This window comes from Pseudonocardia sp. Ae717_Ps2 (assembly GCF_001932475.1).
In the GTDB taxonomy this organism is placed as follows: domain Bacteria; phylum Actinomycetota; class Actinomycetes; order Mycobacteriales; family Pseudonocardiaceae; genus Pseudonocardia.
Genome location: NZ_MCIS01000001.1, coordinates 6,143,587 through 6,169,293, shown reverse-complemented (window position 1 = coordinate 6,169,293; position 25,707 = coordinate 6,143,587). Strand labels below are relative to the sequence as shown.

At 74.6% G+C, this 25,707-nt stretch carries 28 protein-coding genes and 1 tRNA gene; 20 read left to right on the top strand and 9 right to left on the bottom strand.

Features of this window, described 5'->3' with window-relative positions:
* Window positions 1-80 precede the first annotated feature (80 nt).
* From Ae717Ps2_RS28565 to Ae717Ps2_RS28545, 5 genes are all read right to left on the bottom strand, one after another.
* Window positions 81-449: a hypothetical protein gene (locus Ae717Ps2_RS28565; protein WP_020626252.1), complete on the bottom strand. Its 369-nt coding sequence runs from the start codon at window positions 447-449 to the stop codon at window positions 81-83.
* 112 nt (window positions 450-561) lie between these two features.
* Window positions 562-1,185 (bottom strand): maleylpyruvate isomerase family mycothiol-dependent enzyme, encoded by a 624-nt coding sequence (locus tag Ae717Ps2_RS28560; RefSeq protein WP_075334093.1) that lies wholly within the window; start codon window positions 1,183-1,185, stop codon window positions 562-564.
* Window positions 1,186-1,307: 122 nt separating this feature from the next.
* A tRNA-Ser gene (locus Ae717Ps2_RS28555) sits at window positions 1,308-1,395 on the bottom strand.
* A 21-nt stretch (window positions 1,396-1,416) separates the two neighbouring features.
* Window positions 1,417-1,890: a nucleoside deaminase gene (locus tag Ae717Ps2_RS28550; protein ID WP_075308912.1), complete on the bottom strand. Its 474-nt coding sequence runs from the start codon at window positions 1,888-1,890 to the stop codon at window positions 1,417-1,419.
* A complete protein-coding gene (locus Ae717Ps2_RS28545; RefSeq protein WP_020627335.1) occupies window positions 1,891-2,406 on the bottom strand; it encodes a tRNA adenosine deaminase-associated protein in 516 nt (171 codons plus the stop codon).
* A gap of 109 nt (window positions 2,407-2,515) precedes the next feature.
* Between Ae717Ps2_RS28545 and Ae717Ps2_RS28540 the strand changes: the two genes are divergently transcribed.
* On the top strand, window positions 2,516-3,727 hold the full coding sequence (locus Ae717Ps2_RS28540; RefSeq protein WP_075308914.1) for a M20 family metallopeptidase: 1,212 nt from the start codon (window positions 2,516-2,518) through the stop codon (window positions 3,725-3,727).
* Between the two features lie 54 nt (window positions 3,728-3,781).
* Here Ae717Ps2_RS28540 and Ae717Ps2_RS37500 read toward each other — a convergent pair whose 3' ends face one another.
* The gene (locus Ae717Ps2_RS37500; RefSeq protein WP_020626980.1) at window positions 3,782-3,928 is read right to left on the bottom strand and encodes a hypothetical protein; all 147 of its coding nucleotides are present in this window, start codon (window positions 3,926-3,928) and stop codon (window positions 3,782-3,784) included.
* 322 nt (window positions 3,929-4,250) lie between these two features.
* Here Ae717Ps2_RS37500 and Ae717Ps2_RS28535 point away from each other — a divergent pair, with 322 nt between their 5' ends.
* The 4 genes from Ae717Ps2_RS28535 to Ae717Ps2_RS28520 all read left to right on the top strand — a co-directional run bounded on the left by Ae717Ps2_RS28535 (window position 4,251) and on the right by Ae717Ps2_RS28520 (window position 8,646).
* Window positions 4,251-5,654 (top strand): MFS transporter, encoded by a 1,404-nt coding sequence (locus Ae717Ps2_RS28535; protein ID WP_075334092.1) that lies wholly within the window; start codon window positions 4,251-4,253, stop codon window positions 5,652-5,654.
* A gap of 56 nt (window positions 5,655-5,710) precedes the next feature.
* Window positions 5,711-7,009: an amidase gene (locus Ae717Ps2_RS28530; RefSeq protein WP_083695483.1), complete on the top strand. Its 1,299-nt coding sequence runs from the start codon at window positions 5,711-5,713 to the stop codon at window positions 7,007-7,009.
* A complete protein-coding gene (locus tag Ae717Ps2_RS28525) occupies window positions 7,006-7,569 on the top strand; it encodes a hypothetical protein (RefSeq protein WP_020624092.1) in 564 nt (187 codons plus the stop codon). Before Ae717Ps2_RS28530 ends, Ae717Ps2_RS28525 begins: the two co-directional genes overlap by 4 nt.
* A 132-nt stretch (window positions 7,570-7,701) precedes the next feature.
* The gene (locus Ae717Ps2_RS28520) at window positions 7,702-8,646 is read left to right on the top strand and encodes a prephenate dehydrogenase (protein WP_075308920.1); all 945 of its coding nucleotides are present in this window, start codon (window positions 7,702-7,704) and stop codon (window positions 8,644-8,646) included.
* Here Ae717Ps2_RS28520 and Ae717Ps2_RS28515 read toward each other — a convergent pair.
* Complete coding sequence (locus tag Ae717Ps2_RS28515; RefSeq protein WP_075312513.1) at window positions 8,643-9,224, bottom strand: putative glycolipid-binding domain-containing protein; 582 nt, start codon at window positions 9,222-9,224, stop codon at window positions 8,643-8,645. The two genes, Ae717Ps2_RS28520 and Ae717Ps2_RS28515, sit on opposite strands and share 4 nt — an antisense overlap.
* Window positions 9,225-9,320: 96 nt before the next feature.
* Window positions 9,321-10,235 carry a non-homologous end-joining DNA ligase gene (ligD, locus tag Ae717Ps2_RS28510; RefSeq protein WP_083695481.1) on the bottom strand — a complete coding sequence of 305 codons (915 nt, stop codon included), beginning with the start codon at window positions 10,233-10,235 and terminating at the stop codon, window positions 9,321-9,323.
* Window positions 10,236-10,287: 52 nt separating this feature from the next.
* Between ligD and Ae717Ps2_RS28505 the strand changes: the two genes are divergently transcribed.
* On the top strand, window positions 10,288-11,286 hold the full coding sequence (locus Ae717Ps2_RS28505; protein WP_075334091.1) for a Ku protein: 999 nt from the start codon (window positions 10,288-10,290) through the stop codon (window positions 11,284-11,286).
* A 10-nt stretch (window positions 11,287-11,296) separates the two neighbouring features.
* Here Ae717Ps2_RS28505 and Ae717Ps2_RS28500 read toward each other — a convergent pair whose 3' ends face one another.
* Window positions 11,297-12,634, bottom strand: a complete 1,338-nt coding sequence (locus Ae717Ps2_RS28500) for an LCP family protein (protein ID WP_075334090.1) — start codon at window positions 12,632-12,634, stop codon at window positions 11,297-11,299.
* A 147-nt stretch (window positions 12,635-12,781) separates the two neighbouring features.
* Here Ae717Ps2_RS28500 and Ae717Ps2_RS28495 point away from each other — a divergent pair, with 147 nt between their 5' ends.
* From Ae717Ps2_RS28495 to Ae717Ps2_RS28430, 14 genes are all read left to right on the top strand, one after another.
* Window positions 12,782-13,660 carry a nucleoside phosphorylase gene (locus Ae717Ps2_RS28495; RefSeq protein WP_139318858.1) on the top strand — a complete coding sequence of 293 codons (879 nt, stop codon included), beginning with the start codon at window positions 12,782-12,784 and terminating at the stop codon, window positions 13,658-13,660.
* 11 nt (window positions 13,661-13,671) lie between these two features.
* The gene (locus tag Ae717Ps2_RS28490; RefSeq protein ID WP_075308928.1) at window positions 13,672-14,730 is read left to right on the top strand and encodes an NAD-dependent epimerase/dehydratase family protein; all 1,059 of its coding nucleotides are present in this window, start codon (window positions 13,672-13,674) and stop codon (window positions 14,728-14,730) included.
* 78 nt (window positions 14,731-14,808) lie between these two features.
* A complete protein-coding gene (locus Ae717Ps2_RS28485) occupies window positions 14,809-15,456 on the top strand; it encodes a glycosyltransferase family 2 protein (protein ID WP_075308930.1) in 648 nt (215 codons plus the stop codon).
* Complete coding sequence (locus Ae717Ps2_RS28480; RefSeq protein ID WP_075308932.1) at window positions 15,453-16,142, top strand: DUF2064 domain-containing protein; 690 nt, start codon at window positions 15,453-15,455, stop codon at window positions 16,140-16,142. Before Ae717Ps2_RS28485 ends, Ae717Ps2_RS28480 begins: the two co-directional genes overlap by 4 nt.
* The gene (locus Ae717Ps2_RS28475; protein ID WP_020624082.1) at window positions 16,139-16,762 is read left to right on the top strand and encodes a methyltransferase domain-containing protein; all 624 of its coding nucleotides are present in this window, start codon (window positions 16,139-16,141) and stop codon (window positions 16,760-16,762) included. Before Ae717Ps2_RS28480 ends, Ae717Ps2_RS28475 begins: the two co-directional genes overlap by 4 nt.
* A 5-nt stretch (window positions 16,763-16,767) precedes the next feature.
* Complete coding sequence (locus Ae717Ps2_RS28470; RefSeq protein ID WP_075334089.1) at window positions 16,768-17,229, top strand: hypothetical protein; 462 nt, start codon at window positions 16,768-16,770, stop codon at window positions 17,227-17,229.
* Between the two features lie 62 nt (window positions 17,230-17,291).
* Window positions 17,292-18,134, top strand: a complete 843-nt coding sequence (locus Ae717Ps2_RS28465) for an IS5 family transposase (RefSeq protein ID WP_075329730.1) — start codon at window positions 17,292-17,294, stop codon at window positions 18,132-18,134.
* 72 nt (window positions 18,135-18,206) lie between these two features.
* Window positions 18,207-18,998 (top strand): molybdopterin-dependent oxidoreductase, encoded by a 792-nt coding sequence (locus tag Ae717Ps2_RS28460; protein WP_233147704.1) that lies wholly within the window; start codon window positions 18,207-18,209, stop codon window positions 18,996-18,998.
* A complete protein-coding gene (locus Ae717Ps2_RS28455; protein WP_075334088.1) occupies window positions 18,982-19,422 on the top strand; it encodes a hypothetical protein in 441 nt (146 codons plus the stop codon). The genes Ae717Ps2_RS28460 and Ae717Ps2_RS28455 overlap by 17 nt, the downstream gene beginning before the upstream one ends.
* Complete coding sequence (locus Ae717Ps2_RS28450; protein ID WP_075334087.1) at window positions 19,419-19,787, top strand: PH domain-containing protein; 369 nt, start codon at window positions 19,419-19,421, stop codon at window positions 19,785-19,787. Before Ae717Ps2_RS28455 ends, Ae717Ps2_RS28450 begins: the two co-directional genes overlap by 4 nt.
* Window positions 19,788-19,838: 51 nt before the next feature.
* Window positions 19,839-21,122, top strand: a complete 1,284-nt coding sequence (locus Ae717Ps2_RS28445) for a geranylgeranyl reductase family protein (RefSeq protein WP_075308934.1) — start codon at window positions 19,839-19,841, stop codon at window positions 21,120-21,122.
* A 157-nt stretch (window positions 21,123-21,279) separates the two neighbouring features.
* Window positions 21,280-22,893 (top strand): serine/threonine-protein kinase, encoded by a 1,614-nt coding sequence (locus Ae717Ps2_RS28440; protein ID WP_075334086.1) that lies wholly within the window; start codon window positions 21,280-21,282, stop codon window positions 22,891-22,893.
* A 105-nt stretch (window positions 22,894-22,998) separates the two neighbouring features.
* Window positions 22,999-25,038, top strand: a complete 2,040-nt coding sequence (locus Ae717Ps2_RS28435) for a cytochrome c oxidase assembly protein (protein ID WP_083702522.1) — start codon at window positions 22,999-23,001, stop codon at window positions 25,036-25,038.
* Window positions 25,039-25,040: 2 nt separating this feature from the next.
* The gene (locus tag Ae717Ps2_RS28430) at window positions 25,041-25,700 is read left to right on the top strand and encodes a hypothetical protein (protein WP_075308938.1); all 660 of its coding nucleotides are present in this window, start codon (window positions 25,041-25,043) and stop codon (window positions 25,698-25,700) included.
* The last annotated feature ends 7 nt before the right edge of the window (window positions 25,701-25,707 follow it).

Genomic DNA, 25,707 nt, shown 5'->3' with positions numbered 1-25,707 from the left:
GATGTGTCTCACAAGTCCGAATCAGGAGGTTGCGTGACGGATATTCCGTTCACCTGTTCGAGCGAGCATCACTACCAACTTCAGTGGGTAGGCCGAGCGGCGCGCAGCAGCCGGACGAAGGTCCAGGGCAGCACGACCAGCGCACCCAGGACACCGACGATCCCGGCGACGATGATCGCCCAGTGCCCGGCGCCCGGCTCCGAGGGCACCGCGAGGCCTACGGCCAGCACCAGCGCCGGCACGGCGACGATCCCCGGCCACACCAGGGTGCCGAGCCACTTCTCCCCGACCGTCCAGGAGCGACCGGTCCACAGCATCACGACGCCGGCGAGCCAGCCGACGACGGGCAGTACGAAACCACCCAGCATCAGCATCAGGACGGTGAGAACGGGGTAGGCGTCCGGGTCACCGGGGCGGGTGGGTTCCGGGGTGGTGGTCATCGTGGTCATCTCCAGCTCCTCGTGTGGGGGTGTGTACCCACTGTCGCGGCGGAGAGCGGTCGGCCACATCGGAGCCGGGAATGATCCGCGGCCTCGGACCACGGTCGGAGGTGGGCGGAGATCACTCCGCCCGCGCGAGCACGGCCGCGCCGGGCCCCACGAGCTCCCCCGGCCGGACCGGCCTCCCCGAGACCGCGAGGAGCAGGGCCAGCGCCGTCCCGGTCACCTCCGTGCCGGACCCGATCACGAGGTCGGCGTCGGTCGCCCGCAGACAGAGGCCGGAGACGGTCTCGCGGGCGCCCCCGAACGACACCGACGTGCGGGCCTGCACCTGCACGGCACCGGCGACGGCGGCGGGTCCGTAGGGCCGGACGATCCCCAGCGGACGTCGGATGTCCTCGCCGTGCACCACCATCTCGACCCAGCGGGTCGCCAGCGGGGCCGGCGGCGTGGCGGTCAGCGGCAAGCAGGCCGCGAACCGCCGCAGGGTCTCCTCGGGAGTGGCGCCGCGCTCGCGCGCGACACCGGCCGCGTTCTGCCGGTCGAAGTCCATGCGGGCGCGCAGCATGCCGAGGACGAACCGGGTCCGGGTGGTCCGGGCGGTGTCGACGAGGTGCGCGAGCACGTCGTGGACGGTCCATCCGGGACAGAGCGACGGCGTGTCCCACCGGTCGTCGGGGAGGTCCCGGAGGTCGGCGAGCAGCGCGGCGCGCTCGGCGTGGACGAGCTTCCAGACATCGGTCACGGTGGGGCCTCCCGGGTGGTGAGCGGATCGTCGACCACCACAGGGACCGCCCGGCCCTCGGGAACTCATCGCGCCAACGACAGAGGGCCGGACCCCCGACCCGGGGATCCGGCCCTCTGACCTGGCGGTAGCGGTGGGATTTGAACCCACGGAGGCGTGAACCTCACGCGCTTTCGAGGCGCGCTCCTTCGGCCGCTCGGACACGCTACCGCCGACAAGGTTACTCCAGGCTCAGTCACGGTCGACGGACGGGGTCCGACCGAAGAACTCGCGCAGCAGGGCGGCTGCTTCACCTGCACGGACCCCGCCGACGACCTCGGGCCGGTGCGCGAGCCGACGGTCGCGCAGCACGTCCCACAGCGAGCCGGCGGCGCCGGTCTTCGGCTCCCACGCCCCGAACACGACGCGCTCGACCCGGGCCAGCCCGATCGCGCCGGCGCACATCGTGCACGGCTCGACGGTCACGGCGAGGGTCGTCCCGGTCAGCCGCCACTCCCCCACGACGGCGGCGGCGGCACGCAGGGCGAGCACCTCGGCGTGCGCGGTCGGGTCGCCGGTGGCCTCGCGGGCGTTGCAGGCCGCGGCGAGCTCGGTGCCGTCGGCGGCGAGCACGACCGCGCCGATCGGGATGTCCCCGGTCGCCGCGGCGCCGCGTGCGACGTCGAGGGCGCGGCCCAGCGCGAGCCGGTCGGCCGAGCGGAACACTCAGGAGCCGACGAGCTCGTCCAGCGCAGCCGCGAACCCGCACCGGCGGGCGATGGTGTCCAGCTGCTCGTCGGGGTAGAGCTCGAGGTCGGAGACGAGGATCTCCAGCTCGTCGGCGGGCAGACCGAGGTCGGCCACGATGCCCAGGTCACCCTCGGGCCAGGCGTCGTCGAGGGCGTCGTCGTCCGGCGGGAGCTCGACGCGGAGCAGGTCGAGCACGTCGGCGGCGATGTCGTAGTCCAGCGCGGCGACGGCGTCGGAGATCAGCAGCCGCACCCCGCCCGCGGACGGGCGGATCAGGACGAAGAACTCGTCGTCGACGTCGAGCAGGCCGAGCACCGCGCCGGTGGAACGCTGCGCGCGCAGCGCGGCGATCGCCGCGTCGAGATCCACGAGCGCCTCGGAGCCCAGCCGGACACAGCGCCAACGACCCTCCTCCCGGATCGCGGCGACCGCGAATCCGGGCAGGGCGGCGCCACGGGTGTCCGGGGCTGCCTCAACGCTCTGTGTGGGCACGCGTCAACGGTACGTCGCTCCGGGCTTGTGAGTCACGCCACGACCAGGTACGCGTGGTCACACCGGGCCTGCGGGCGCCGGACGGGCTCCGGTCAGCGACGATCGGTCCATGCCCATCACGCCCGCCTCGGTCGCGGGGCTCCCCGGCGGCCTGCTCGAGGCCGCCCGCGTCCTGCAGCCGCGGACGGTGGCGCTGCGGCGCGAGCTGCACCGCGCCCCGGAGCTCGGACTGCACCTTCCCCGTACCCGGGACGCGGTGCTGCGCGCCCTCGACGGGCTGCCGTTGCGGATCCGCACGGGCGGCTCGTGCACGTCGGTGACCGCGGTCCTCGACGGCGACCGTCCCGGACCGACGGTGCTCCTGCGGGGTGACATGGACGCGCTGCCGCTGCCCGAGGACACCGGGCTGGACTTCGCCTCGGGCACCGACGGCGTCATGCACGCCTGCGGGCACGACACCCACACCGCGATGCTCGCCTCGGCCGCGCGGCTGCTCGCGGACCGGCGGGACCGCATCGCCGGCCGGGTGGTGTTCATGTTCCAGCCGGGCGAGGAGGGGTTCCACGGCGCCCAGCACATGATCGACGAGGGAGTGCTCGACGAGGACCCCGAGCTGGCCTACGCCCTGCACATCTCCTCGACCGTGCCGACGGGGCAGCTCCACCACCGGCCGGGCCCCATCATGGCGGCCGCGGACGTGCTCCGGGTCCGGGTGACCGGCCGCGGCGGGCACGCCTCGGCCCCGCAGGACGCCTGCGACCCGGTCCCCGCCGCCGCGGCGATGGTCGGGGGCCTGCAGACCCTGCTGACCCGCCGGGTCGGGCCGCAGGAGTCAGCGGTGCTCACCGTGTCCCGGATCGAGGCGGGCACCACCGACAACGTGATCCCGGAGACCGCGCTGCTGACCGGGACGCTGCGGACGTTGTCGGAGCCGGTGCGCGCGCTGCTGCACCAGGCGGTCATCGAGCACTGCCGGCACACCGCGCTGGCCTACGGCTGCACGGCCGAGGTGGAGATCGTCCCGGGCTACCCGGTCACCCGCAACGACGACCGGGCGACCGCCGGGCTGGTGCGCGTCGCGGAGAAGGTGCTCGGCCGCGGCGCCTGCGTCGCCATGCCGGATCCGCTGATGGGCGCGGAGGACTTCTCCTACGTGCTGGACCGGGTGCCGGGCTCGCTGGCCTTCCTGGGGGCACGGCCGCCGTCGGTCGATCCCGCCCTCGCCCCGCCGAACCATTCGAACCGGGTGGTGTTCGACGAGGCGGCGTTCCCGGCCGGGGTCGCCGTGTACGCCGGTCTCGCCCTGGCCGCGACGGGCTGAACACGCGACGGCGCCGCGCCCCCGGAAGGAGCGCGGCGCCGTCGGTGCGGTCGCTCAGGCGGTCTCGTCGGCCGAGCCGGCGGAGACGCGGCCGTAGCCCTTCCAGTTGCGCTGGGCGTAGGCGGCCAGCGCGGAGGTGACCGCCAGGCCCACCCCCGTGCTCGCGATGATCGACAGGAAAACGGCGCTCGACACAGCCATGACGGCTCCTCCTCACACGGGCACGCGCCGGGTCCGGTGACCGGGTCCGGATGACCCGGGCGGAGTCGCGACGCTTGCGAGTCCCACGGGCGCCATCTGCGCCCGTCGACCACGGTCCCACGTCGAAAAAGCGCTGTCCCGCCTGCGGAAGCACCGATTCGGATGACTCCGCTCACAGCCACGACGACGCCCCATCCGGCAATGGACGCGGCGCCTCGTTAACGTCGAGGAGAATTGTTCAAGCAATCGGACAGAACGCCACGGACCGACAGTTCTACGACGAAAGCGTCACCGTGGCGTGCCCAGTCGCCAGGGGGAACGAGTGGACGACACAGCAGACGGGGCGGTCGACGGCGTCACCGTCACCGACCCCGCGACCATGCGCCGCGCGGTTGCTGCGGCCGCGGTCGGCAATATCACCGAATGGTTCGACTTCGGTGTCTACGGCTATCTCGCCACGACCATCGAGGCCGAGTTCTTCCCGCCCGGGCCGCTGTCCCAGGTGGCGGTGTTCGCGACCTTCGCGGTCGCCTTCTTCTTCCGCCCGCTCGGCGGACTGTTCTTCGGCCCGCTGGGCGACCGCATCGGCCGGACCAAGGTCCTGTCGATCACGGTCATCCTGATGGCGCTGGGCACGTTCCTGATCGGCCTCATCCCGTCCTACGCCTCGATCGGGCTGGCCGCGCCGATCCTGCTCGTCGCCGCCCGTGTCCTGCAGGGCTTCTCCACCGGCGGTGAGTACGCCGGTGCCATGACCTTCATCGCCGAGTACGCGCCCGACCGTCGTCGCGGGTACTTCGGCAGCTTCCTCGAGCTCGGCACGTTCGTCGGCTACGCCCTCGGCGCCACCATCGCCTCGGTGCTGCCGCTGCTGCTCAGCCCGGAGAACATGTCCAGCTGGGGCTGGCGGATCCCGTTCTTCGTCGCGCTGCCGCTGGGCATCGTCGGGGTGTACCTGCGGGTCAGGCTGGAGGAGACCCCGGCGTTCCAGACCATGCTCTCGGAGTCCGAGGAGCGCGAGGGCACCCAGGTGAAGGACGGCCTCAAGCTGATCTTCACGAGGTACCTGCCGACCTTCGTCATGGTCGGCGGCGTCGTCGTCGCCTGGAACGTCACGAACTACATGCTCACCAGCTACATGCCGACCTACCTGGAGACCACGGTCGACCAGCACGGCGGCACCTCGATCGACTCCACGACGTCGTCGTGGCTGCAGATCGTCGTGCTGTGGCCGGCGGTGTTCGTGATCCCGCTGCTCGGGAGGCTCTCCGACCGGATCGGGCGCAAACCGATCATGTGGACCGGAGCCGGCGGGCTGATCGTGCTCGGCATCCCGATGATCCTGCTGATGCAGAACGGCTCGATCCCCTCGGTGTTCCTCGGGCTGCTGCTCATGGGCCTGCTGCTGATCTGCTTCTCCGCCACCAGCCCCTCGACCCTGCCGGCGCTGTTCCCGACCCAGATCCGCTACGGCGGTCTGTCGATCGCGTTCAACATCTTCGTGTCCGCGTTCGCCGGGACCGTGTCGCTGGTGATGTCCGCGGTCGTCCTCGCCACCGGGGACCTGCTGTGGCCGGGCTACTACCTGATGGCCGCCGGGGTGATCGGGGTCGTCACGCTGCTGTTCCTGCCCGAGACGGCGCGGCGCCCGCTGCGCGACGGGCAGCCGTCGGCGTCGTCGCCGGAGGAGGCCCGCGAGATCGCCAGGGAGCTGGCCGCGCGCTGATCACCGGTTGCTGATCACCGGTTGTCGGAGGCGGGGAGCGACGGCAGGCTGAACGCGTGCTGCCGCTCCCCGACCTGTTGCGGGCCCTCGACTCCGGGGAGCTCTCGCCCTCCGAGCACGTCGACGACGTGCTGTCCCGGCTGCAGTCCGACACCACCGGCAGCGTCGTCGCCCTCGACGCCGACCGGGCCCGGGAACGCGCCGCCGAGCTGACCGCGCTGTCCGCCGCGGGCCGACGGCTGGGGCCGCTGCACGGCGTCGCCGTCGGGATCAAGGACCTCGTCGACGTCGCCGGGCTGCCGACCCGGTGCGGCTCGCGGCTGCTGGCCGACGCCGGGCCCGCGGCCGCCGACGCGCCGGTGGTGACGATGCTGCGGGCCGCCGGAGCCGTGGTCGTCGCGAAGCTCCACACCCACGAGTTCGCCTACGGCCCCACCGGCGACGTCGCGGCCACGGGCCCGGCCCGCAACCCGCACGACCCGTCCCGGATCACCGGCGGCTCGTCCTCCGGGCCCGCCGCGGCCGTCGCCGCCGGGCACCTCGCGCTGACCGTCGGGACCGACACCGGGGCGAGCGTGCGGACCCCGGCCGCGCTGTGCGGCGTCGCCGGGCTGAAGCCGCGGCGCGGGGCCATCCCGGGCGAGCGGGTGTTCCCGCTCGCCGAGTCGTTCGACACGGTCGGGCTGCTGGCCGCCGACGCCGCCTCGCTCGCCGTCGCCCGCACCGCGCTCGGGGAGCCCGGCGCGTCAGCCGCGGCGGTGCTGCCCCGGATCGGCGTCGCCGGCGACGACTGGTGGCGCCCGCACGACCCGGTGATCGCCGACGCCGTCCGCGCCGCCGCCGACGCGCTCACCGCGCTCGGCGCACCCGTCGCTGCCCAGGACACCCCCGGCGTCGCCGAGCTCGCCGCCACCTACCCCGTGATCACCGGCGCGGAGGCCTACGCGACGCACCGGCACTGGTTCACCGAGCGCCGCGACGAGTACCAGCCCGCGACCGCCGCCCGGCTCGCCCCGCACGCCGAGGTGCCCACGCACGTCTACGTCGACGCCCGGCGCGAGCGCCGCCGGATCGGGCGCGCCCTGCTCGACCGGCTCGGGGCCTCCTGCGACGTGCTGCTCTGCCCCACCACCCGGCTGCGGGCCACCCCGATCGGCGCGACCGAGCACGACGGGGTGCCGGTGCTGCCGTCGATGCTGCAGCTGACCTCGCCGTTCAACCTGCTCGACCGGCCCGTCGTCGCGCTGCCGGTGCCGGTGCCGGGGCTGCCGGCCGGGGTGCAGCTGGTGGGGATCACCGTCGGCGAGGACGTGCTGCTGGGGCTGGCGCGGGCGCTGGAGGGGGCTCTGCGGTGATCCTGCCGGTGGCCGTGGCCCGCGGAGTGGCCGAGGGCGACGTCGATCGTGTCTACCGCCGGTGGGCGCGCTCCCGGATTGTCGCCGGCTCGACGCTGCGGACCGCGGCCGGGGTCGTCGAGGTCGTCGCCGTGGAGGAGGTGGACCCGGCCGCCATCACCGACGACGACGCCCGCGCCGCCGGTGAGCAGTCGGCCGACCGGGTGCGCCGCGCGTTCCGCGGGGCTCCCTCGGACCCGGTGTTCCGCATCCGGCTGCGCTTCGCCGGGACCGACCCGCGGGAGTCGCTGCGGGAGGCGACCGGGGACCTCGACGACGTCGTCGCGACCCTGGACCGGATGGACCGCCGGTCGCGGCGCGGGCCCTGGACCCGGCCCACGCTGCGGCTGGTCGCCGAGCTGCCCGGGGTCCGGGCCGCCGAGCTCGCGGAGCGGGCCGGACGGGACACCCTCGCCTTCAAGCGCGACGTCCGCGCGCTCAAGGAGCTGGGCCTGACCGAGAGCCTGGAGACCGGCTACCGGCTGTCCCCCCGCGGGGCCGCGCTGCTCGCCCGTCGATGATCGCCGACTGTGGAGCGTGCAGCGCAGGTCCCTCGCCCCGGCACTCCCCACACGGTGATCACCGGGCCGGGAGGTGCGAGAGGGTGGAGTCCGCGCGGGGCCGGGAACGGGTGGTCTCTACCCTCGTGACGCATGCGAGCGGTGTGCGTGCTGGGGACCGGACTGATCGGTGGGTCGCTGATGCGGGCCGCGGCCCGCGCCGGGCGTGAGGTCTGGGGCACGGCCGCGTCCGAGCCGACCGCGGCCGCCGCCGTCGCCGACGGGTTCGACGTCACCACCGACACCGACGCCGCGCTGGCCCGGGCCGCCGAGGCCGACGCGCTGGTCGTCGTGTGCGTCCCGCTGACCGCGCTGGAGACGGTGCTGCGCCGGGTCGACGCGGTCGCCCCCACCTGCCGGCTCACCGACGCGGTCAGCGTGAAGGTGCCCGTCGCGGACGCGGTCGCCCAGTTCGCGCCGCGCACCCGGTTCGTGGGCGGGCACCCGATGGCCGGCACGGCCGAGTCCGGCTGGTCCGCCGGGTCCGCGGAGCTGTTCACCGACGCCGCCTGGGTGGTCGCCGCCGACGACGGTCTCGACGTCGACGTGTGGCGCGACGTCGCCGAGCTGGCCTGGGACTGCGGGTCCCGGGTGGTGCCCGCGGCCGTCGACGAGCACGACGTCGCCGTCGCGCGGATCTCGCACCTGCCGCACCTGTTCGCCGCGGTGCTCGCCTCCGTCGGTGCCGGGGAGCAGGGTGACGATCTCGCCCTCGCCCTGTCCGCGAGCTCGTTCGCCGACGGCACCCGGGTCGCCGGGACCCGCCCCGAGCTGGTGCTGGCGATGTGCGAGGGCAACCGGGGCGCGCTGCTCGCCGCCGTCGACGACGCGCTGGGCCGGCTCGGCGCGATGCGCGGGGCGCTGGCCTCCACCGGCGGGCTGGCCGCGACCGTCCGCTCCGGGCACGAGGCGCGGATGCGGTGGGCCTCCACCCGCGAGCCGCTGGAGGTGCCGGTCGACCTCGACGCCCCGGACGTGTTCGCCGAGCTGCGCGAGCTCGGCCGCCGCGGCGACGTCGTCGAGCCGGTGAAGCGCTAGAGGCTCACCCGGGACGCGACGCCCGGGTAGTCCAGGACGAACCCGTCGTCGTCGACGGTCATGTCGGCGACGAACGACCCGGCGGCGAAGCGGACGACACCGGGTGTGCCGGGGGACCCGGCCGTCACGGTGCGGTAGGTCTGCTCGGTGTTCTCGACCGTCAGCGTCGGGAGGTCGACGAACACCATCGGCAGCACGTGCTCGGCGGGCTCGCGGTGCAGGGCGAGGCGCCGGAGCGGCAGCGCGTTGAACACCGGGCTGAAGGCCAGGTCGACGTCGCGGGCGCCGCCGAAGTGGCCGCGGCTGCCGCCGGAGCCGTCGTCGACCAGCCAGACGCCGTCGGTGCTGCGCGAGAGCGTGAGCTGCTGCTCCCCCTCGGCGGTGGCGACGTCGACGGCGAGCCGTGACAGCGTCCCGTCACCCGCGACGACGAGCCGGTAGGACGCGGTGAGCACCCCGCCCTCCCCGCCACGGATGATCCGGCCGACGGCACGGAAGCCGCCGGCAGTGGTCGTGATGCGCGCCGACTCCGTGCCCGCGGCGCCGTCGGTCTCGGGGTCGGATCGCCAGGTCAGCATGACCGCCACGCAGGTCACCTCCGGATCATCGATGTCGCCGCACACCGAACCACACCGCCGCCCGGACCATACGAACGGGTGATGATCGGATGCCCCTCAGCCCGGCTCCCGGCGCACGTCGACGGCCTCGACGTCGTCGCGGATCCCGCGGAACACCGGCTGCCGCAGCCGGCCCGCCGCCGTCCACCCGAGGTGGGCGACCTCGACGACGACCGTCGGGGAGCACCAGTGGGCGTCCGCGGCGTCGGGCCGGGGCGGGAGCTGCGCGAACGGCGACTCCGGCACCTCGGTCAGCCGGGCGGCGAGCAGGTCCTGCACCGCCGCCCCGGCCAGCCCGGACCCGACCCGGCCGGCGAACTCCAGACCGTCCGGGCCGGGGACACCGAGCAGCAGCGCCCCGACCCGACCGCCACCGCCGCCGCGCTCGGGCTTCCACCCGCCCACCACACAGGACTGCGACTGCCGGTGGGCGATCTTCACCCAGTCCGGGCTGCGCCGGCCCGGCCGGTACCGCGAGTCCTCCCGCTTGGCGACGACGCCCTCCAGCCCGCGCGACGCCGTCACCTCCAGCAGGGCGGCCCCGTCCGGGTAGAGCGGGGACGCCTCGACGTGCGGGGTGGCGGCGAGGTCGAGCCGCTCCAGGGTGGCCCGGCGCTCGGACAGCGGGCGGTCGAGCAGCGGCACCCCGTACAGGCGCAGCACGTCGAACACCATGAAGGTGACCGGACGCCCGCCCGCGGGACCGTGGATCCGGTGGGCCAGCGCGGCGAAGCTGGGGACACCGCCGTCGAGCAGCACCACCTCGCCGTCGAGGAGCACGTCCGGGGCGAGGTCCACCAGACCGGCGAGCTCGGGGAAGTTCGCGGTGACATCGCGGCCGGAACGGGTACGCAGACGCAGTGCTGGCTCGCCACCGCCATCGGTGACCTCGGCCAGCACGCGCATGCCGTCCCACTTGACCTCGAACGACCAACCGGTGCCGGTCGGGAGGGGTCCGGGGGTGGCGAGCATGGGCTGCACACCGTCATGCTGTCACCATCGACGGCACGCGAGGGGGGACCGCATGCGCGCGATCTGGAGCGGGGCCGTGTCCTTCGGGCTGGTCAGCGTCCCGATCAAGGTCTATTCGGCGACGACCAACCACGACGTCCGGTTCCACCAGGTCCACGGCGAGGACGGTGGCCGCATCCGCTACAAGCGGACCTGCGAGGTGTGCGGCGAGGAGGTCACCTACGCCGACATCGTGAAGGGCTTCGAGACCCCCGACGGCGAGCTGATCACCCTCGACGACGCCGACCTCGCGTCGCTGCCCGTGAAGACGGGGCACGAGATCGACGTGATCGAGTTCGTGCCGAACGACCAGATCGACCCGATGCTCTTCGACAAGAGCTACTACCTCGAACCGGAGACCAAGGCCGCCAAGCCCTACGCGCTGCTGCGCGAGGCGCTCGAGGAGACCGACCGCACCGCCGTGGTGAAGGTGGCGCTGCGCCAGCGCGAGACCCTCGCCCTGCTGCGGGTGCGCGGCAAGGCGATCGTGCTCCAGACCCTCATCTGGCAGGACGAGATCCGTGAGCCGGACTTCGACATCCTGGACAACGACGTCGACCTCAAGCCGCAGGAACTGAAGATGGCCTCGTCGCTGGTCGAGAGCATGGGCGCGGACTTCGACCCGTCGGAGTTCCACGACGAGTACCGCGACGCGATGGCCGACCTGATCGAGGCGAAGAAGTCCGACGGCGAGGCCCGCCCGGCGCCCGCCGCGGAGGCCGCCGACGACGGCGGGGACTCGATGAGCGACCTGCTGTCCGCGCTGCAGGCCAGTGTGGACGCGGCACGGTCGACGAAGTCGGACTCCGGTTCCGGATCGGGTTCCGGGCCGGGTTCAGGATCGGGTTCCGGATCAACGGAGAAGAAGACCCCGGCCCGGCGGTCCTCCTCCCGGCCGAAGAAGACCGCGGACAAGGACACGGACACGAGCGGCGACGCCACCGGCACCGACGACGCGACGCCCGCGAAGTCGACCACCACGCGTCGGCGGTCGACGAAGAAGACCGCCTGACCGGCGTCCCTCACGGGCCGAAGCTGGACTCCGGCGGGGTCTGGTCGTTCTGCAGGGCGCCGAACAGCGCCTGGGCCCGGGTGCGGTCCCAGCGCAGGTTCGACCCGCCCGCACTGCCGCCGATCGGGACGGTCGTCTGCACGCCGTCGCCACCGGAGACGCCCTTCATCCCCCAGGCCAGGCCGGCGAGGTTCCAGATGTGGTCGGAGTCGTCGACGGTGATCGTCCCGGTCACCGCGGACGCCAGCGGGACCATCCGGAACGGGTTGATCAGGGTGAGCGGGCTGGTGGCCTTGCCGAGCAGCGCGGAGAGGAACTCGCGCTGCCGCTTGACCCGGTCGAAGTCCGAACCGGGCGTCGCGCGGGTGCGGACGTAGCCGAGCGCGGTCGTCCCGTCGAGTTCCTGGCAGCCGGCCTGGATGTTCAGCCCGGCCTTCGGGTCGTCGATCGCGCGGGGGACGCACATGTCCACCCCGCCGACGGCGTCGACCGCGCCGACGAACCCGCCGAAGCCGACCTCGACGTAGTGGTCGATGTGCAGGCCGGTGGCACCCTCGACCGTCGCGACCAGCAGCTCCGGCCCGCCGAACGCGAACGCCGCGTTGACCTTGTTGCTGCCCTTCCCGGGGATGGGCAGGTAGGAGTCGCGCGGGATGGAGACGAGCACGCTCCCGGAGCTCCCGGTGTGCAGCAGCATGATCGTGTCGGTGCGCTGGCCCGCCGCATCGCCGGTGGCGAGGCGCTCCTCGTCCTCGGCGGAGAGTCCCTCGCGGCTGTCCGAGCCCACGATCAGGTAGTTCGTCCCCGACGACGACGCCTGGGAGTCCGCGGGCAGCGCCTGCACCCGGGTCATGTTCTGGTCGAGGTAGACGCCGAACCCGACGATCGCGACCAGCAACAGGATCAGTACGGCCTTCCAGCGCCCGCGGGTGGCCCGGCCGACGCGGCGCCAGTCCGGCATCGACGGGCCACGGGTGACCCGGCCGTCGCGGGGCGCCTGCGACGCGGGATGCACCCCGGCCCCGGCTCCTCCGGCTCCGGATCCGGCGGGGCGCGGCATGACCGGGCGCGCCGGCGCGGCGGCCCGGGTCGGCGGCGGTGCCCCGGCGGCGCGGCCGGGCGGCGGCTTGCGCAGCGGTCCGCGGCCCCCGCGCGAGGGCGGTGACCCGGGCTGCTGCTGCGGCGGGGACGGCGGCGGGAGCGGACGGCCCCCGTGACCGGGCAGCGGGTTGCGGGGCTGGTTCGTCCAGCCGGGACTGCCGGGCCGGGCGGGACGGCCACCGCGCGGTGGCTCGCCCTGCGGCGGACGCCCGCCCGCGGGGGGCGGGCCGCGGAAGTCTCCGGCCATGCCTGTCCCACCCTCCGATCCGCCCGGGGTCAGGGCGCTGGTCGCCGACGATACTGCGCACCGGCGTTTCGGGGACGCCGGACGCGAGGGGCACCCCGTCGACCTGCGGTTCCACCCGACCGGGTCCGCGGGGGATGATCGTCGCCGATGGACCTCCCCCTGCACGAGGACGACCTGGACGCCGAGGGCGTGATCCGGGCGTCGGCGATCACCCCGCACCGCCCGGACATGCCGTCCGCGGCGGTGCTGTGCTGGTTCCCCGAGGTCGTCGCCGACGTCGGGACACGCTCCGCGGCGGTGACCGTGCTGCGCAGCGAGCTCGGCCGCAGCCCGGTCTGGCGCACGACCGGGCCCGGCGGGACACCGGTCGCGGTGCTGCACCCGGGCGTCGGCGCGCCGCTGGCGGCGATGTTCCTGGAGCACCTCGCGGCGCTGGGCGTCCGCACCGTCGTCGGGGTCGGGGGTGCCGGGGCGCTGCGGCACGAGCTGACGCTGGGGCACGCCGTCGTCCTGGGCAGCGCACTGCGCGACGAGGGCACCTCGTTCCACTACCAGCCGCCGTCGCGCACGATCGACGCCGACCCGGACGGCGTCGACGCGGTGGCCCGGACCCTGGCGGGGGCCGGGGTGCCGTACGTCGTCGGGCGGTGCTGGACCACCGACGCGGTGTTCCGGGAGACCCCGGCGCGGGTCGCGCGACGCCGCGACGAGGGCTGCGCGGTGGTCGACATGGAGGCGTCCGCGCTGGTCGCGGCCGCGCGCCGGATCGGGGTCGGCTACGGCCAGGTGTTCCTCGCCGCGGACTCGCTCGCCGGGCCGGAGTGGGAGCACCGCGGCTGGACCGATGCCCGCGAGGCCCGGGCCGGCCTGTTCGGCCTGGCGCTGGCCGCCGCCGAGGCCTGGGACACCGACCGCACGGCCGGGCCCGCCGACCGCGCGACCGGGCCCGAGGGCAGCGCGACCGGGCCCGAGGACAGCGCTGCCGGGCCGGACGTGCACCCGGCGGGCGGGGCCGGCACGCCCTAGCGTCTGCGGACATGCGTGTTCTCGTCACCGGCGGTGCCGGATTCATCGGGTCCCACGTCGCCGACCGCTTCGTCGCCGACGGCCACGAGGTCGTCCTGCTCGACGCGCTGCTGCCGCAGGCCCACGGCGGCGAGGCCCCGGAGCTGGACCACGAGCTGGTCCGGGGCGACGTCCGCGACGGCGAGACCCTGTCCCGGCTCCTGCCGGGGATGGACGCGGTCTGCCACCAGGCCGCGATGGTCGGGCACGGCGTCTCCGCCGCCGACGCCCCCGACTACGCCTCCCACAACGACTTCGGCACCGCGGTGCTGCTGGCGCAGATGCACGCCGCCAAGGTGGACCGGCTCGTGCTGGCCGGGTCGATGGTCGTCTACGGCGAGGGCCGCTACGACTGTGCCGACCACGGCGTCGTCCGGCCCGGGCCGCGCGCGCTCGACGACATCGAGGCCGGCCGCTACGAGCCCCGCTGCCCGGAGTGCGGCAAGGACCTCGAGTCCGGCCTCGTCCCGGAGTCCGCGCCGGTCGACCCGCGCAGCACCTACGCCGCGACCAAGCTCGCCCAGGAGCACCTCGCGAGCGCCTGGGCCCGCCAGACCGGCGGCACCGTGTGGTCGCTGCGCTACCACAACGTGTACGGCCCCCGGATGCCCCGCGACACCCCCTACGCGGGCGTGGCGTCGATCTTCCGGTCCTCGCTGGAGCGGGGTGAGGCGCCGCGGGTGATGGAGGACGGCCGGCAGCGCCGGGACTTCGTCCACGTCACCGACGTCGCCGCGGCCAACGCGGCCGCACTCGTCGCCGATCCGGAGCCGACCGGTTTCGGCGCCGCGAACGTCTGCTCCGGCGAGCCGCACACCATCGGTGACCTCGCCGCCGAGCTGGCCCGCGCGATGGACGGTCCCGAGCCCGAGATCGTCGGCGGCGCCCGGCCCGGCGACGTGCGCCACGTCGTCGCCGACCCGGCCTACGCCGCCTCCCGGCTGGGCTTCCGCGCCCGGACCAGCTTCACCGACGGGGTGACGGCCTTCGCGACCGACCCGCTCCGTTCACCGATCGCCCCGAGCCGCTGAGGGACGCCGTCCGAACCCCCTGCGGGACCGTCCCGCATTCGGCGGGCGGTGGTCCGGCAGAGAGGTGAGGATCGCGACGTGCACCCGGAGATCGTGCTGCCGTGCCTCGACGAGGCGGAGGCGCTGCCGTATGTCCTCAAGCGAATGCCCGACGACTGGCCGGTGATCGTCGTCGACAACGGGTCGACCGACGACACCGCCGCGGTCGCACGTGGGCACGGGGCACGCGTGGTCGTCGAACCGCGACGCGGCTACGGCGCCGCCGTGCACGCCGGGCTGGAGGCGGCCACCGGTGAGCTCGTGGCCTTCCTCGACGGCGACGGCTCCCTCGACCCCGACGTGCTGCCCGGCATGGCCGAGACCGTCGCGTCCGGCCGTGCCGACATCGCCGTCGGACGGCGGGTGCCGGACACGGTCGGTGTGTGGCCCTGGCACGCCCGCGCGGCGAACGCGGTGATCGCCGGGATGCTGCGCGCCCGCGGGGTCCCGGTGCACGACATCGCCCCGATCCGGGTCGCACGCCGGCAGGCACTGCTGGACCTGCAGATCGAGGACCGGGCCTTCGGCTACCCGCTGGAGCTGCTCCTGCGGGCGGGGCGCGCGGGCTGGCGGTTCGACGAGATCCCGGTCGCCTACTCCCGCCGCGCCGGCGGGCGGTCCAAGGTCTCCGGCTCCGTCACGGGCACCGTCCGGGCCGGGCGCGACATGATCCGGCTGCTGCGATGACCGGCCCCGTGACCACCGTCGTCCTCGCGAAGGCCCCCGAGCCGGGCCGGGTCAAGACCCGGCTGTGCCCGCCCGCGACGCCGGAGCTCGCCGCGGCGATCGCCTCGGCGGCGCTGCTCGACACCCTCGGCGCCGCCGCCGGGGTGCCCGGCGACACCGTCGTCGCGTTGACCGGGGACCGGGCCGCCGCCACCGGGGCCGCCGAGCTGGCGGCCGCGCTGGACGGGCTCGGCGTTGTCGCGCAGCGGGGGGACGGTCTGGCCGCACGGATCGCCGCCGCGCACGCCGACGCCCTCGCGCGCCACCCCGGACGCCCGACCCTGCAGGTCGGGATGGACACCCCGCAGGCGTCGACCGAGCTGCTGTCCCGCTGTGCGGACCGGCTCGCCGAACCGGGGGTGGACGCCGTCCTGGGCCCCGCGACCGACGGCGGGTGGTGGGTGCTGGGACTGCGCGACCCGCTCGCCGCCGCCGCGCTGCACGGCGTGCCGATGTCGACCGCCGAGACCGGCGACCGGACGCTGGACGCGCTGCGGGCCGCCGGGCTGCGGGTGGTCCTCGCCGAGCCGCTGACCGATGTCGACACGGCCGCGGAGGCCGTCGCCGTCGCCGCGCAGGTCCCGGGCAGCCGCTTCGCCCGCGCCGTCGCCGAGCTGACCCTGCGATGTCCGGAGGTGTCGGTGTGACCGTGACCGCCGAAGGCTTCGACATGCCGCTGTCCGGCGCACCCTCGCGCCTGCTCTGCGACGACGGCACCGAGATCGCCCTGGACGTCGACCGCTGGGCCGACGCGGCCGGTGGCTGCGACGACTGGCTGGTCCGCCACTGCACCGGCCCCACCGTCGACCTCGGCTGCGGGCCCGGCCGGCTGCTCGCCGCACTCGCCGCGCGCGGGATCGCCGCCCTCGGCGTCGACGGCTCCGCGGTCTCCCGGGTGCTCTGCCGCCACCGGGGCGTCGCGATGGTCCAGGCCGACCTGTTCGGCCCGCTGCCCGGGGAGAGCAGCTGGTCCCATGTGCTGCTCGCCGACGGCAACCTCGGCATCGGCGGCGACCCGGCCGCCCTGCTCACCCGCGCCGCGCGGCTGCTCGCCCGCGGCGGGACGGTGCTGGTGGAGGCCGACCCGCGTCCCGAGCACGCCTGGCGCGGCACCGCCCGGGTTCTCTGCGGCGGCGGGGCGGGCGAGCCGATCCCGTGGGCGGTGCAGGGCGCGGTCCCCCTCGCGGTGACCGCCGGCCGCGCCGGTCTGCGCGTGACCGACGTGCACCTCGGCGCCCGAGTGTTCCTGGAGCTGACCCGATCGTGAGACGCGTGATGCGATGGCGCAGCCCGATCCGGGGACCCTGGCTGACCTCGATGTTCGCCCTCCCGCTGCTGGTGGGTCTGCCGGTAGTCGCGTTCACCGGGCTCCTCGACCGGCTCGCCTACGGCCGGGAGCAGGCGATCCCGGCCGCCGACGCCGTCGGCGGTCTGCAGCTACCCTGGGTGGACTGGCCGGTGTCGCCGGCCTGGCTGTTCCGGCTCACCGAGGGACTGCACGTCGGACTCGGCATCGTGCTGGTGCCGCTGGTCCTGGCGAAGCTGTGGTCGGTCATCCCGAAGCTGTTCACCGCCCCCGAGCGGAACCCGGTGAAGCTGCTGGAACGGCTGTCCCTGGTGCTCCTGGTCGGTTCGATCCTGTTCCTGATCGTCACCGGCCTGCTGAACGTCCAGTACGACTACGAGGTCGCGCGGATTGATCACAGCTGGGTCGCGGCCGGGTGTCGATGGTGAGGGGCGGGCACGGGCCTGTCGATCATGAAGTTGTTGACTCTTCGTGATCGTCTGGAGGCCGCGTGCCCGCCCTGCCATCATGGTTGACCGAGCCGTTGTGGGACCAGTTCGCCGCGCTGCTGCCGCCCCGGGTCGAGTTCGATCCCACTCATCCGTGGGGCTGTCACCGCCGCCGGATCGCGGATCGGGTCGTGTTCGACAAGCTCCTGCAGGTGCTGCGGTTCGGCTGCCCGTATCAGGGCGTCTCCGACAGCACCTGCTCGGCGACCACCATCCGCGATCGCCGTGACGAGTGGATCCGGCTCGGGGTCTTCGCCCAGCTACGCCGGATCGCCCTGGACGCCTACGACCGCATCGTCGGCCTGTTGCTTGACGACGTTGCCGTCGACGGCGCCATCACCAAGGCCCCCGGCGGCGGTGAGGTCGCCGGACCGTCACCGGTTGACCGGCGTAAACAGGGCATGAAGCGATCGGTGCTCGTCGAGGGCCATGGCATCCCACTGGGCCGGGTCCTGGCCGGGGCACACCGCCACGACTCCCCGCTACTGGGCCCCACTCTCGACCACCTCGACGCTCTCGGCCCGCTGCCCGACGACATCACCGTGCACCTCGACGCCGGCTATGACTCCGGTAAGACCCGCGACACACTCACCGAACGGGGCCTGCACAGCGAGATCGCGCGCAAGGGCGAGAAAGCACCGATCCAGGCCACCCAACGCTGGCACATCGAGCGCACCAACGCCTGGCACAACAGCTTCAACCGGCTGCAGCGCTGCTACGAACGCCGCGAAACCGTCGTCGACGCGTTCTTCGACCTCGCCGACACCATCATCACACTCCGTAGCCTGATCCGGCAGGCCTGGACCACGCACCGCTGGGACAGCCGACCACACCGCCGCCCATGATCATCCATCAATCCGCGCGACCTCTACGTCTTCGGCTTCTCCTTCTACGACGGCCACTACGCCGCGGCCTGGGTGTTCCTGGCCTCGTTCGCGCTGCACGTGGTCACGAAGCTCCCGACGATGGTCCGCTCGCTGCGGAGCCGGTCGCTGCGCGCCGAGCTCGCGACGCCGCTCGCCGACACCCGTCCCGAGCCGGCGCACCCGCTCGTCGCGCCGGACCCGGACCCGCCGACGATGTCGCGGCGCGGCGCGATCGCCCTGGTCGGCGGAGGGATGCTGTTCGTCGCGGCGCTGACCGTCGGACAGTTCACCGACCAGCTCCGGTCGACCGCGCTGCTGCTGCCCCGGGGTCGGACGACGGCACCCGACAGCACCGAGCGGGGCGGGCCGAACGACTTCCCGGTCAACCGCACGTTCGTCGCCTCCGGGATCGCCCTGGCCGCGGTCGGGAGCGCCTGGACGCTGACCCTGACCGGCGGCGCGGCACCGGTGGTGCTCGACCGCGCGGCGCTGGCCGCGCTGCCCCAGCACACCGCGGAACTGCCGCTCGCCTGCGTCGAGGGCTGGTCGACCTCCCAGGTGTGGACGGGCGTACGGCTGACCGACCTGGCCCGCGCGGCGGGGGTGACCGACCCGGTGACCGCGGAGGTGCGGTCGGTCGAGGTGGGGAGCCCGTTCTCCCGGTCACTGCTCAACCGCGCCCAGACGCTGTCGCCGGACTCGCTGCTCGCGCTGCGGGTCAACGGCGCCGACCTGTCGCCCGACCACGGGTACCCGGCGCGGCTGATCGTCCCGGCGCTGCCCGGGGTGCACAACACCAAGTGGGTCGCGACGATCGGATTCTCCCGTGCTGCTGTCCGGTAGCCGCCTGCTCGCCGCCCTCGGCTGCTTCGCGCTCGCCGGATGGGCGGTGTACGCGATCGTCTCCGGGTCCCCGGACCTGGTCAGGATGGCCTGGCGGTTCGCCGGCGCGGTCCTGCTGCACGACCTCGTGCTGTTCCCGCTCTACGCCGCCGGGGACCGGCTGCTGCTGCTCACGCTGCCCCGCACCCGGGTACCACTGGTCAACCACGTCCGGATCCCGGTGCTCGGCTCCGGGCTCGCGCTGCTGATGTTCCTGCCCGGGATCATCGGGCAGGGCGCGCTGAGCACGCTGAACGCGACCGGGCTCGACCAGGAGCCGTACCGGATGCGGTGGGTGTGGCTGACCGTCGTGCTGTTCGCCGTCTCCGCGCTGGTCTGGACGGTGCGGACACTGCTCGCCCGCCGGGCAGTATCGAGGGCATGAGCGAACCCGTCTTCGACAAGCGCGACCAGCTCGACAAGGTCGCCGCCGGCCTGCTGGAGGGCGAGCGGATCAGCGCCGTGTACGACGCGATCGGCGCCGGCACCGGATTCCTCGGCCTGACCGACCTGCGGGTGGTCCTGCAGGACAACTCCTTCGTCGGCAAGCGCACGGCGATCACCTCGATCCCCTACGGCCGGATCTCCTCGGTCTCCTTCGTCGCCGACCGGAACCTGCTGGGCCGGTTCGCGAGCTCGAGCCAGATCGCGGTCACCGTCGGGACGGCTGTGCACGAGGTCGCCTTCCGCGGCGACGACAAGGCCCGCCACGCCCACGACGTGATCCTCTGGCACCTGACCCGGTCGTGACCGGGGGCACGCTCGGCGGCGGTCGCCCGGCCGGGTTGCGACACTGTGGTCATGAGCACCGGTCCCGTCCCGCCCGCCGCCACCCCGGACTCCACCGACGTGCTCGTCGTCGGGGCGGGACCGGCCGGGTCGGCGGCGGCGGCGTGGGCGGCGCGGCACGGTCTCGACGTCGTCCTCGCCGACTCCGCGACCTTCCCCCGGGACAAGGCCTGCGGTGACGGGCTGACCCCGCGCGCGATCGCCGAGCTGGGGCACCTGGGCCTCGATGCCTGGGTGGACTCCCACGGCACCAACCGGGGGCTGCGCGCGCACGGGTTCGGGCAGGTCCTGGAGCTGCCGTGGCCGGGCGGATCGCTGCCGGCGCACGGCTCGGCGATCCCGCGCACCGAGCTCGACGCGGGCATCCGCCGGGTCGCGCTGGAGGCCGGCGCGACCCCGATGGAGGACGCCAAGGCCGTCGACGTGACGTTCTCCGGGGGCCGGGTCGACTCCGTGGTGTTCGAGGACGGCCGCTCCGTCCGGTGCCGCAGGCTCGTCGTCGCCGACGGCGCGCGCTCCACGCTCGGGCGGGTGCTGGGCCGCGAGTGGCACCAGGACACCGCCTACGGCGTCGCCGCCCGCGGCTACGTCACCTCCGGCCGGCACGACGACCCGTGGATCAGCTCGCACCTGGAGCTGCGTGGCGAGGCCGACGAGGTCCTGGCCGGGTACGGCTGGCTGTTCCCGCTGAACGACGGCCGGGTCAATATCGGCGTCGGCACGCTCGCCACCGACCGGCGCCCGGCCAACATCAAGCTGCGCGGCCTGATCGACCATTACGCGAACGCGCGCCGCGCCGAGTGGGAGCTCGGCCCGAAGGTCGAGCTGGTCCGCTCCGCGCTGCTGCCGATGGGCGGGGCGGTGTCCGGCGTCGCCGGGCCGAACTGGGCGCTGGTCGGCGACGCGGCGGGCTGCGTGAACCCGCTCAACGGCGAGGGCATCGACTACGGCCTGGAGACCGGACGCCTGGTCGCGGAGCTGCTCGCCTCGGGCGCGGACCTGGACCGCGCCTGGCCCGCGACCCTGCGCTCGCACTACGGCCTGGCGTTCTCCATCGCGCGGCGGCTCGCCGGGCTGATCACGATCCCCCGGCTGCTGCCGCTGGCCGGGCCGATCGGGATGCGGTCGCGGGCGCTGATGACGGTGGCGCTGCGGGTGATGGGCAACCTCGTCACCGACGCCGACCGCGACCTCACCGCTCGCGCCTGGCGGGCCGCCGGGAAGCTGTCGGTCCGCCTCGACGACCGGCCCCCGTTCCCCGCCGCCGACCTGCGCACACCGGTCGCGGCACGCTGACCGCGCCGCGGCGCAGGATCACCGGGTGGTGCTGGCGCGCCGTCCACCCGGGTGACCGGTTCCGGACGGTACGGTCCCCGCCAGGAGGTCCGCCGCGACGGCGGACGGCCGGTGCGCGCGCCCGCGGTCCGGCCGCACCAGCAGACCGGGAGGGCCCGTGACCCGCGGCGACGATCCGGAGCGCACCCGCAGGGACGCGTCCGACCCGTGGCGGACGGGGAACCGCCGGCAGCGGCCGCCGAGCGGCGGTCCCGCGCCCGACCCCACCCGTCGCGTCGGCGGGTCCCGGCCCGCACCGCGGCGCGCCGACGAGGACCCGGCGACCCGCAGCAACGCACCGGACGCCACCCGCCGGGTCGGCCCGCCCCCCGGCCCCGGCCGTCCGGGCCCCGGCGGTCCCGGTGGTCCCCCGGACGGCACCCGGCGCCTCGGGCCCGGGGAGGCCCCGACCCACCACCTCGGTGCCCCGCCGACCGCGGCCTACGGCGCCCCGCGGCCGTCGCGGCCGGACGCGACCCGGATGATGCCCGCCCCCATCACCGAGCCCGAGCTGCTCGGCGGCCGGTACCGGCTGGAAGGGCTGATCGGCCAGGGCGGGATGTCCGACGTCCACCGGGCCACCGACACCCGGCTCAACCGGCCGGTCGCGGTGAAGATCTTCGGTGCGGCCGACGACCCGAGTGCCGACCAGCGTTTCGAGCAGGAGGCGCAGGTCATGGCGAACCTGCGCCACCCCGGCCTGGTCGCCGTGCACGACTTCGCCGTCGAGGCCGACCGCGCCTACCTGGTGATGGAGCTCGTCGACGGGCCGACGCTCAAGGACGTCATCGCGTCCGAGGACCTGCCGCCCGAGGACATCCGGCGGATCGGCGCCGAGGTCGCCCAGACCCTGGCCTACGTCCACTCCCAGGGCGTCACGCACCGCGACGTCAAGCCGTCGAACATCCTGATCGACTCCGACGGCCGGGCCCGGCTCGCCGACTTCGGCATCGCCGCCCTGCTCGGGGCCGACGGCCACACCGCGGCCGGCGAGATTATCGGGACGCCGGCGTACCTGTCGCCGGAGCAGGTCCAGGGCCGCCCGGTCGGACCGCCGACCGACGTGTACGCGCTCGGCCTCGTCCTGCTGGAGGCCTGGACCGGGCGGCGGGAGTACCAGGGACAGGGACTCCAGGGCGCCGCCGAGCGCGTGAACCGCGCCCCGGTCGTGCCCGCGGACGTGCCCGAGCCGCTGCGGACGGCGATCGCGCAGTCCACCGCCACCGACCCGGCGCGGCGCCCGGACGCCCAGCGCGTCGCCGAGATCCTGGCCGAGCCGGCTGCCGTCGCGACGCCGGTCGTCGCACCGGAGCCGGAACCCGAGCCGCGCGACCTCGGCTCGTCGGGGATCGGGAAGTGGATCGCGATCGGCGCACTCGTCGTCGCGCTGCTGGTGCTGCTGCTCGGGTTCCTGCTGTTCGGCAACGATGACTCCGACACCCAGGCGCCGCCGACCACCGAGACCAGCGCACTGCCCACCACCGAGACGACGACCGAGACGACCGAGGCCCCGAGCAGCGAGAACGGCGGCGGCATCCAGATCCCCAGCAACATCCCGGGTCTGCCGACGAACCTGCCGTCGCTCCCGTCGAACCTGCCGTCGCTGCCGACCGAGCTGCCGTCGTTGCCGTCGCTGCCCTCGAACCTGCCCGACCCGGGCCAGATCGGGCAGGACGCGCAGGGCTTCTGGGAGGCGATCCAGCGCTGGTGGTCCGGGATCACCGGGAACTGAGCAGTCCCGTCCGACCCGGTGCGGCGCGCGCCGGGCCGGACGGGGACCATCGGAGGTGACACGGGCGCGGTCGGTGCCCGGTGACCACCTGCGGAGGAGTTCTCGGTGAGCGCGAGCACGGAGCAGGCGACGACCGACGCGGCCGGCGGTGCGCCGCCCGCACCGGCGGTGCCGGCGCGGCGCGACCGCCGTGGGCTCCTGACCGCGCTCACGGTCGCCCTGGTGCTGCTGTGCGCCGGTGCCGCGGTCGCCGTCTCGATCGGCGACGACGGCTTCTGGCGGCAGAGCGGGCTGCCGGTGCCCGAGCCGGGGCTGAAGGCGGCGACGGTCGTCGCGAAGGTCCTGGCCGTGGCCGCCACCGCGCTTGCCGCCGGGTCGCTGCTGGTCGGCGGGCTGGTCGCGGCCCCGCAGACGTCCGGGACGGTCGACGTCCACGGCTACCGCGCGCTGCGCCGGGGCACCCTGGCCTCCACCGTCGCCGGGGTGTCGGCGATCGCCGCGGGCTGGCTGTCGGTGGCCGACATGACCGGCAACTCCCCCGGCGTCCTGGCGTCGGTGGGCCCGTTCGGGTGGCTCGGCGCCGCCGCGACGATCGAGGAGCCGCTGGGCTGGGCGCTCGCCGGGGCCCTGCTGCTGCTCGTCGCCCTCGGGTCGGCGTTCTCGCTGAGCTGGAAGGCCGCCGCCGCGCTCGGGCTGCTCGCCGCGTGCGCGATGGCGGTGCCCGCCGCGGTGCACCCGGCCGCGACCGGGGCCGGGCACGACTGGAGCGGCGACGCGAACGTGCTGCGCGCCGTCGCCGGCACCGCCTGGCTGGGGCTGGTCGCCGGGCTGGTCGCGTTCCGCGCGCACGGCGGCGTCGTCGAGGGACGGGCCGCGGGCCGGGTCCGCGGGCTGCTCGCCGTCGGCGGGGTCGTGTACCTGCTCGGTGAGGTCGTCTTCCAGCTGGTGGTGACCGACGCCGGGCCGCTCGGCGGGTCGCCCTACGTACGGGTCGCCGTCGTCGTCGCGGTGCTGCTCGCGGCCCTGGTCCCGCTGACCGCGCTGCTCGCCCGCGGGCTCGTCGCCGACCCGGCCGGACCGGTGCCCCCCGGGCGGTTGCTGCCGGTCGTCGCGGTGCTGGGGGCGACGGTGGCGACGCTGGGTGTCGCGAGCATCCGGCTGGTGCCGCCGCGGTTCGTCGTCGCCGACGACTCGGCACTGCAGACCCTGATCGGCTGGGACATCACCCGGCCGTTCTCGGCGCTCGCGGTGCTCGTCGACTGGCGCTGGAACCTGCTGTTCGGCACCGGCGCGCTGGTGCTCGCCGGGCTGTACCTGGCCGCCGTGCGACGGCTGGCGGCCCGCGGGGTGACGTGGCCGGTCGGACGCACCGTCGCGTGGCTGCTGGGCTGCGCGACGCTGCTGCTGGCGACGTCGTCGGGGCTGGGCTTCTACTCCCCGTCCATGTTCAGCGTCCACATGATCAGCCACATGACGCTGAACATGCTCGCGCCGATCCTGCTGAGCCTCGGCGGCGCGGTCACGCTCGCGCTGCGGGTGCTGCGCCCGGCGGGCCGCGGCAACCCGCCCGGCCCGCGGGAGTGGCTGCTCGCGGCGGTGCACTCGCGCGTCGCGAAGGTCGTGACGCACCCGGCGTTCGCGGCGGTGCTGTTCGTCGGCTCGTTCTACGTCCTGTACTTCACCCCGCTGTTCGACGGGGCGCTGCGGTTCCACTGGACCCACCAGCTGATGAACCTGCACTTCGTGCTCGTCGGCTACCTGTTCTTCTGGCCGCTGATCGGCGTCGACGCCGCCCCGCACCGGCTGCCGCACCTGGGGCGGCTGGCCGTCATGCTCGCGACGATGCCGTTCCACGCGTTCTTCGGCGTCGCGGTGATGAGCTCCTCCACGGAGCTCGGCGAGAACTTCTACCGCCAGGTCGGGCTGCCCTGGGTGGACCTGCTCGACGACCAGCGCACCGGCGGCGGGATCGCCTGGGCGACCGGTGAGATCCCGATGCTGCTGGTGATGGTCACGCTCGTGGTGCAGTGGTCGCGCGACGACTCCCGGGAGGCCGCCCGCAAGGACCGGCAGGCCGAGCGGGACGACGACGCGGAGCTGAAGGCGTACAACGCGATGCTGGAGCAGATGCGGCGGGGCGGGTGAGCGTGGCGGAGCAGCCGCTCGACCTGGAGCTCCTCGGGACGGTCGTCGCGGAGTACCAGGTCGAGGCACGGGTCGGTGCCGTGCGGATCGCGGGCGAGCGGCTGTCCGTCGACCTCGTCCTCGACCAGCCATGGCAGGAGGACGTCGAGGAGCTGGCGCGGACGCACGTCCGGATCGACGCCGACGGCGTCCTCGGTTGGGAGCTCGCCGGTACCCCGGGGCCGGACGTCACGCACGTCGGGCTCCACGGCGAGCACCCGGTGCTCCGCCTGCACACCGAGATCTCGGACTCGGTGTACGTCCGCGGTGCGCCGCCGGAGCCGGAGCTGCTGGCGTACCGGCTCCGCATGCTGGTCGAGTCCGAGACCGGCGGCTGGTACCCGCCGGCGGAGTGCTTCCACCGGCTCGACGACCTCCCCGTGCACCTGGCGGGTGGTCGGGGCCTGCTCGCGCGGGGGCCGCGCGGTCTCATCGACGGCATCGCCCGGCTGCTCACCGAAGCCGGGGTCACCGCGGACGTGGTGCCCGGCCGTCATCCCAGGCGCCGGCACGTCACCGACGGCGGCCCGCCGCCCCGGTTCCTCGACCTCGGCGCGGCGGGCCACGTCGTCGCCACCTCGTTCGCGGCACAAGGGGAGTTGCCGGTGCAACCCGTGCTCTGACCAACGG

Coding starts and splice junctions, on each gene's coding strand:
- Ae717Ps2_RS28565 (WP_020626252.1), bottom strand. CDS start 449: ATGACCACGATGACCACCACCCCGGAACCCACCCGCCCCGGTGACCCG.
- Ae717Ps2_RS28540 (WP_075308914.1), top strand. CDS start 2,516: ATGCCCATCACGCCCGCCTCGGTCGCGGGGCTCCCCGGCGGCCTGCTC.
- Ae717Ps2_RS37500 (WP_020626980.1), bottom strand. CDS start 3,928: ATGGCTGTGTCGAGCGCCGTTTTCCTGTCGATCATCGCGAGCACGGGG.
- Ae717Ps2_RS28520 (WP_075308920.1), top strand. CDS start 7,702: ATGCGAGCGGTGTGCGTGCTGGGGACCGGACTGATCGGTGGGTCGCTG.
- Ae717Ps2_RS28515 (WP_075312513.1), bottom strand. CDS start 9,224: ATGCTGACCTGGCGATCCGACCCCGAGACCGACGGCGCCGCGGGCACG.
- ligD (WP_083695481.1), bottom strand. CDS start 10,235: ATGCTCGCCACCCCCGGACCCCTCCCGACCGGCACCGGTTGGTCGTTC.
- Ae717Ps2_RS28505 (WP_075334091.1), top strand. CDS start 10,288: ATGCGCGCGATCTGGAGCGGGGCCGTGTCCTTCGGGCTGGTCAGCGTC.
- Ae717Ps2_RS28500 (WP_075334090.1), bottom strand. CDS start 12,634: ATGGCCGGAGACTTCCGCGGCCCGCCCCCCGCGGGCGGGCGTCCGCCG.
- Ae717Ps2_RS28495 (WP_139318858.1), top strand. CDS start 12,782: ATGGACCTCCCCCTGCACGAGGACGACCTGGACGCCGAGGGCGTGATC.
- Ae717Ps2_RS28490 (WP_075308928.1), top strand. CDS start 13,672: ATGCGTGTTCTCGTCACCGGCGGTGCCGGATTCATCGGGTCCCACGTC.
- Ae717Ps2_RS28480 (WP_075308932.1), top strand. CDS start 15,453: ATGACCGGCCCCGTGACCACCGTCGTCCTCGCGAAGGCCCCCGAGCCG.
- Ae717Ps2_RS28450 (WP_075334087.1), top strand. CDS start 19,419: ATGAGCGAACCCGTCTTCGACAAGCGCGACCAGCTCGACAAGGTCGCC.
- Ae717Ps2_RS28445 (WP_075308934.1), top strand. CDS start 19,839: ATGAGCACCGGTCCCGTCCCGCCCGCCGCCACCCCGGACTCCACCGAC.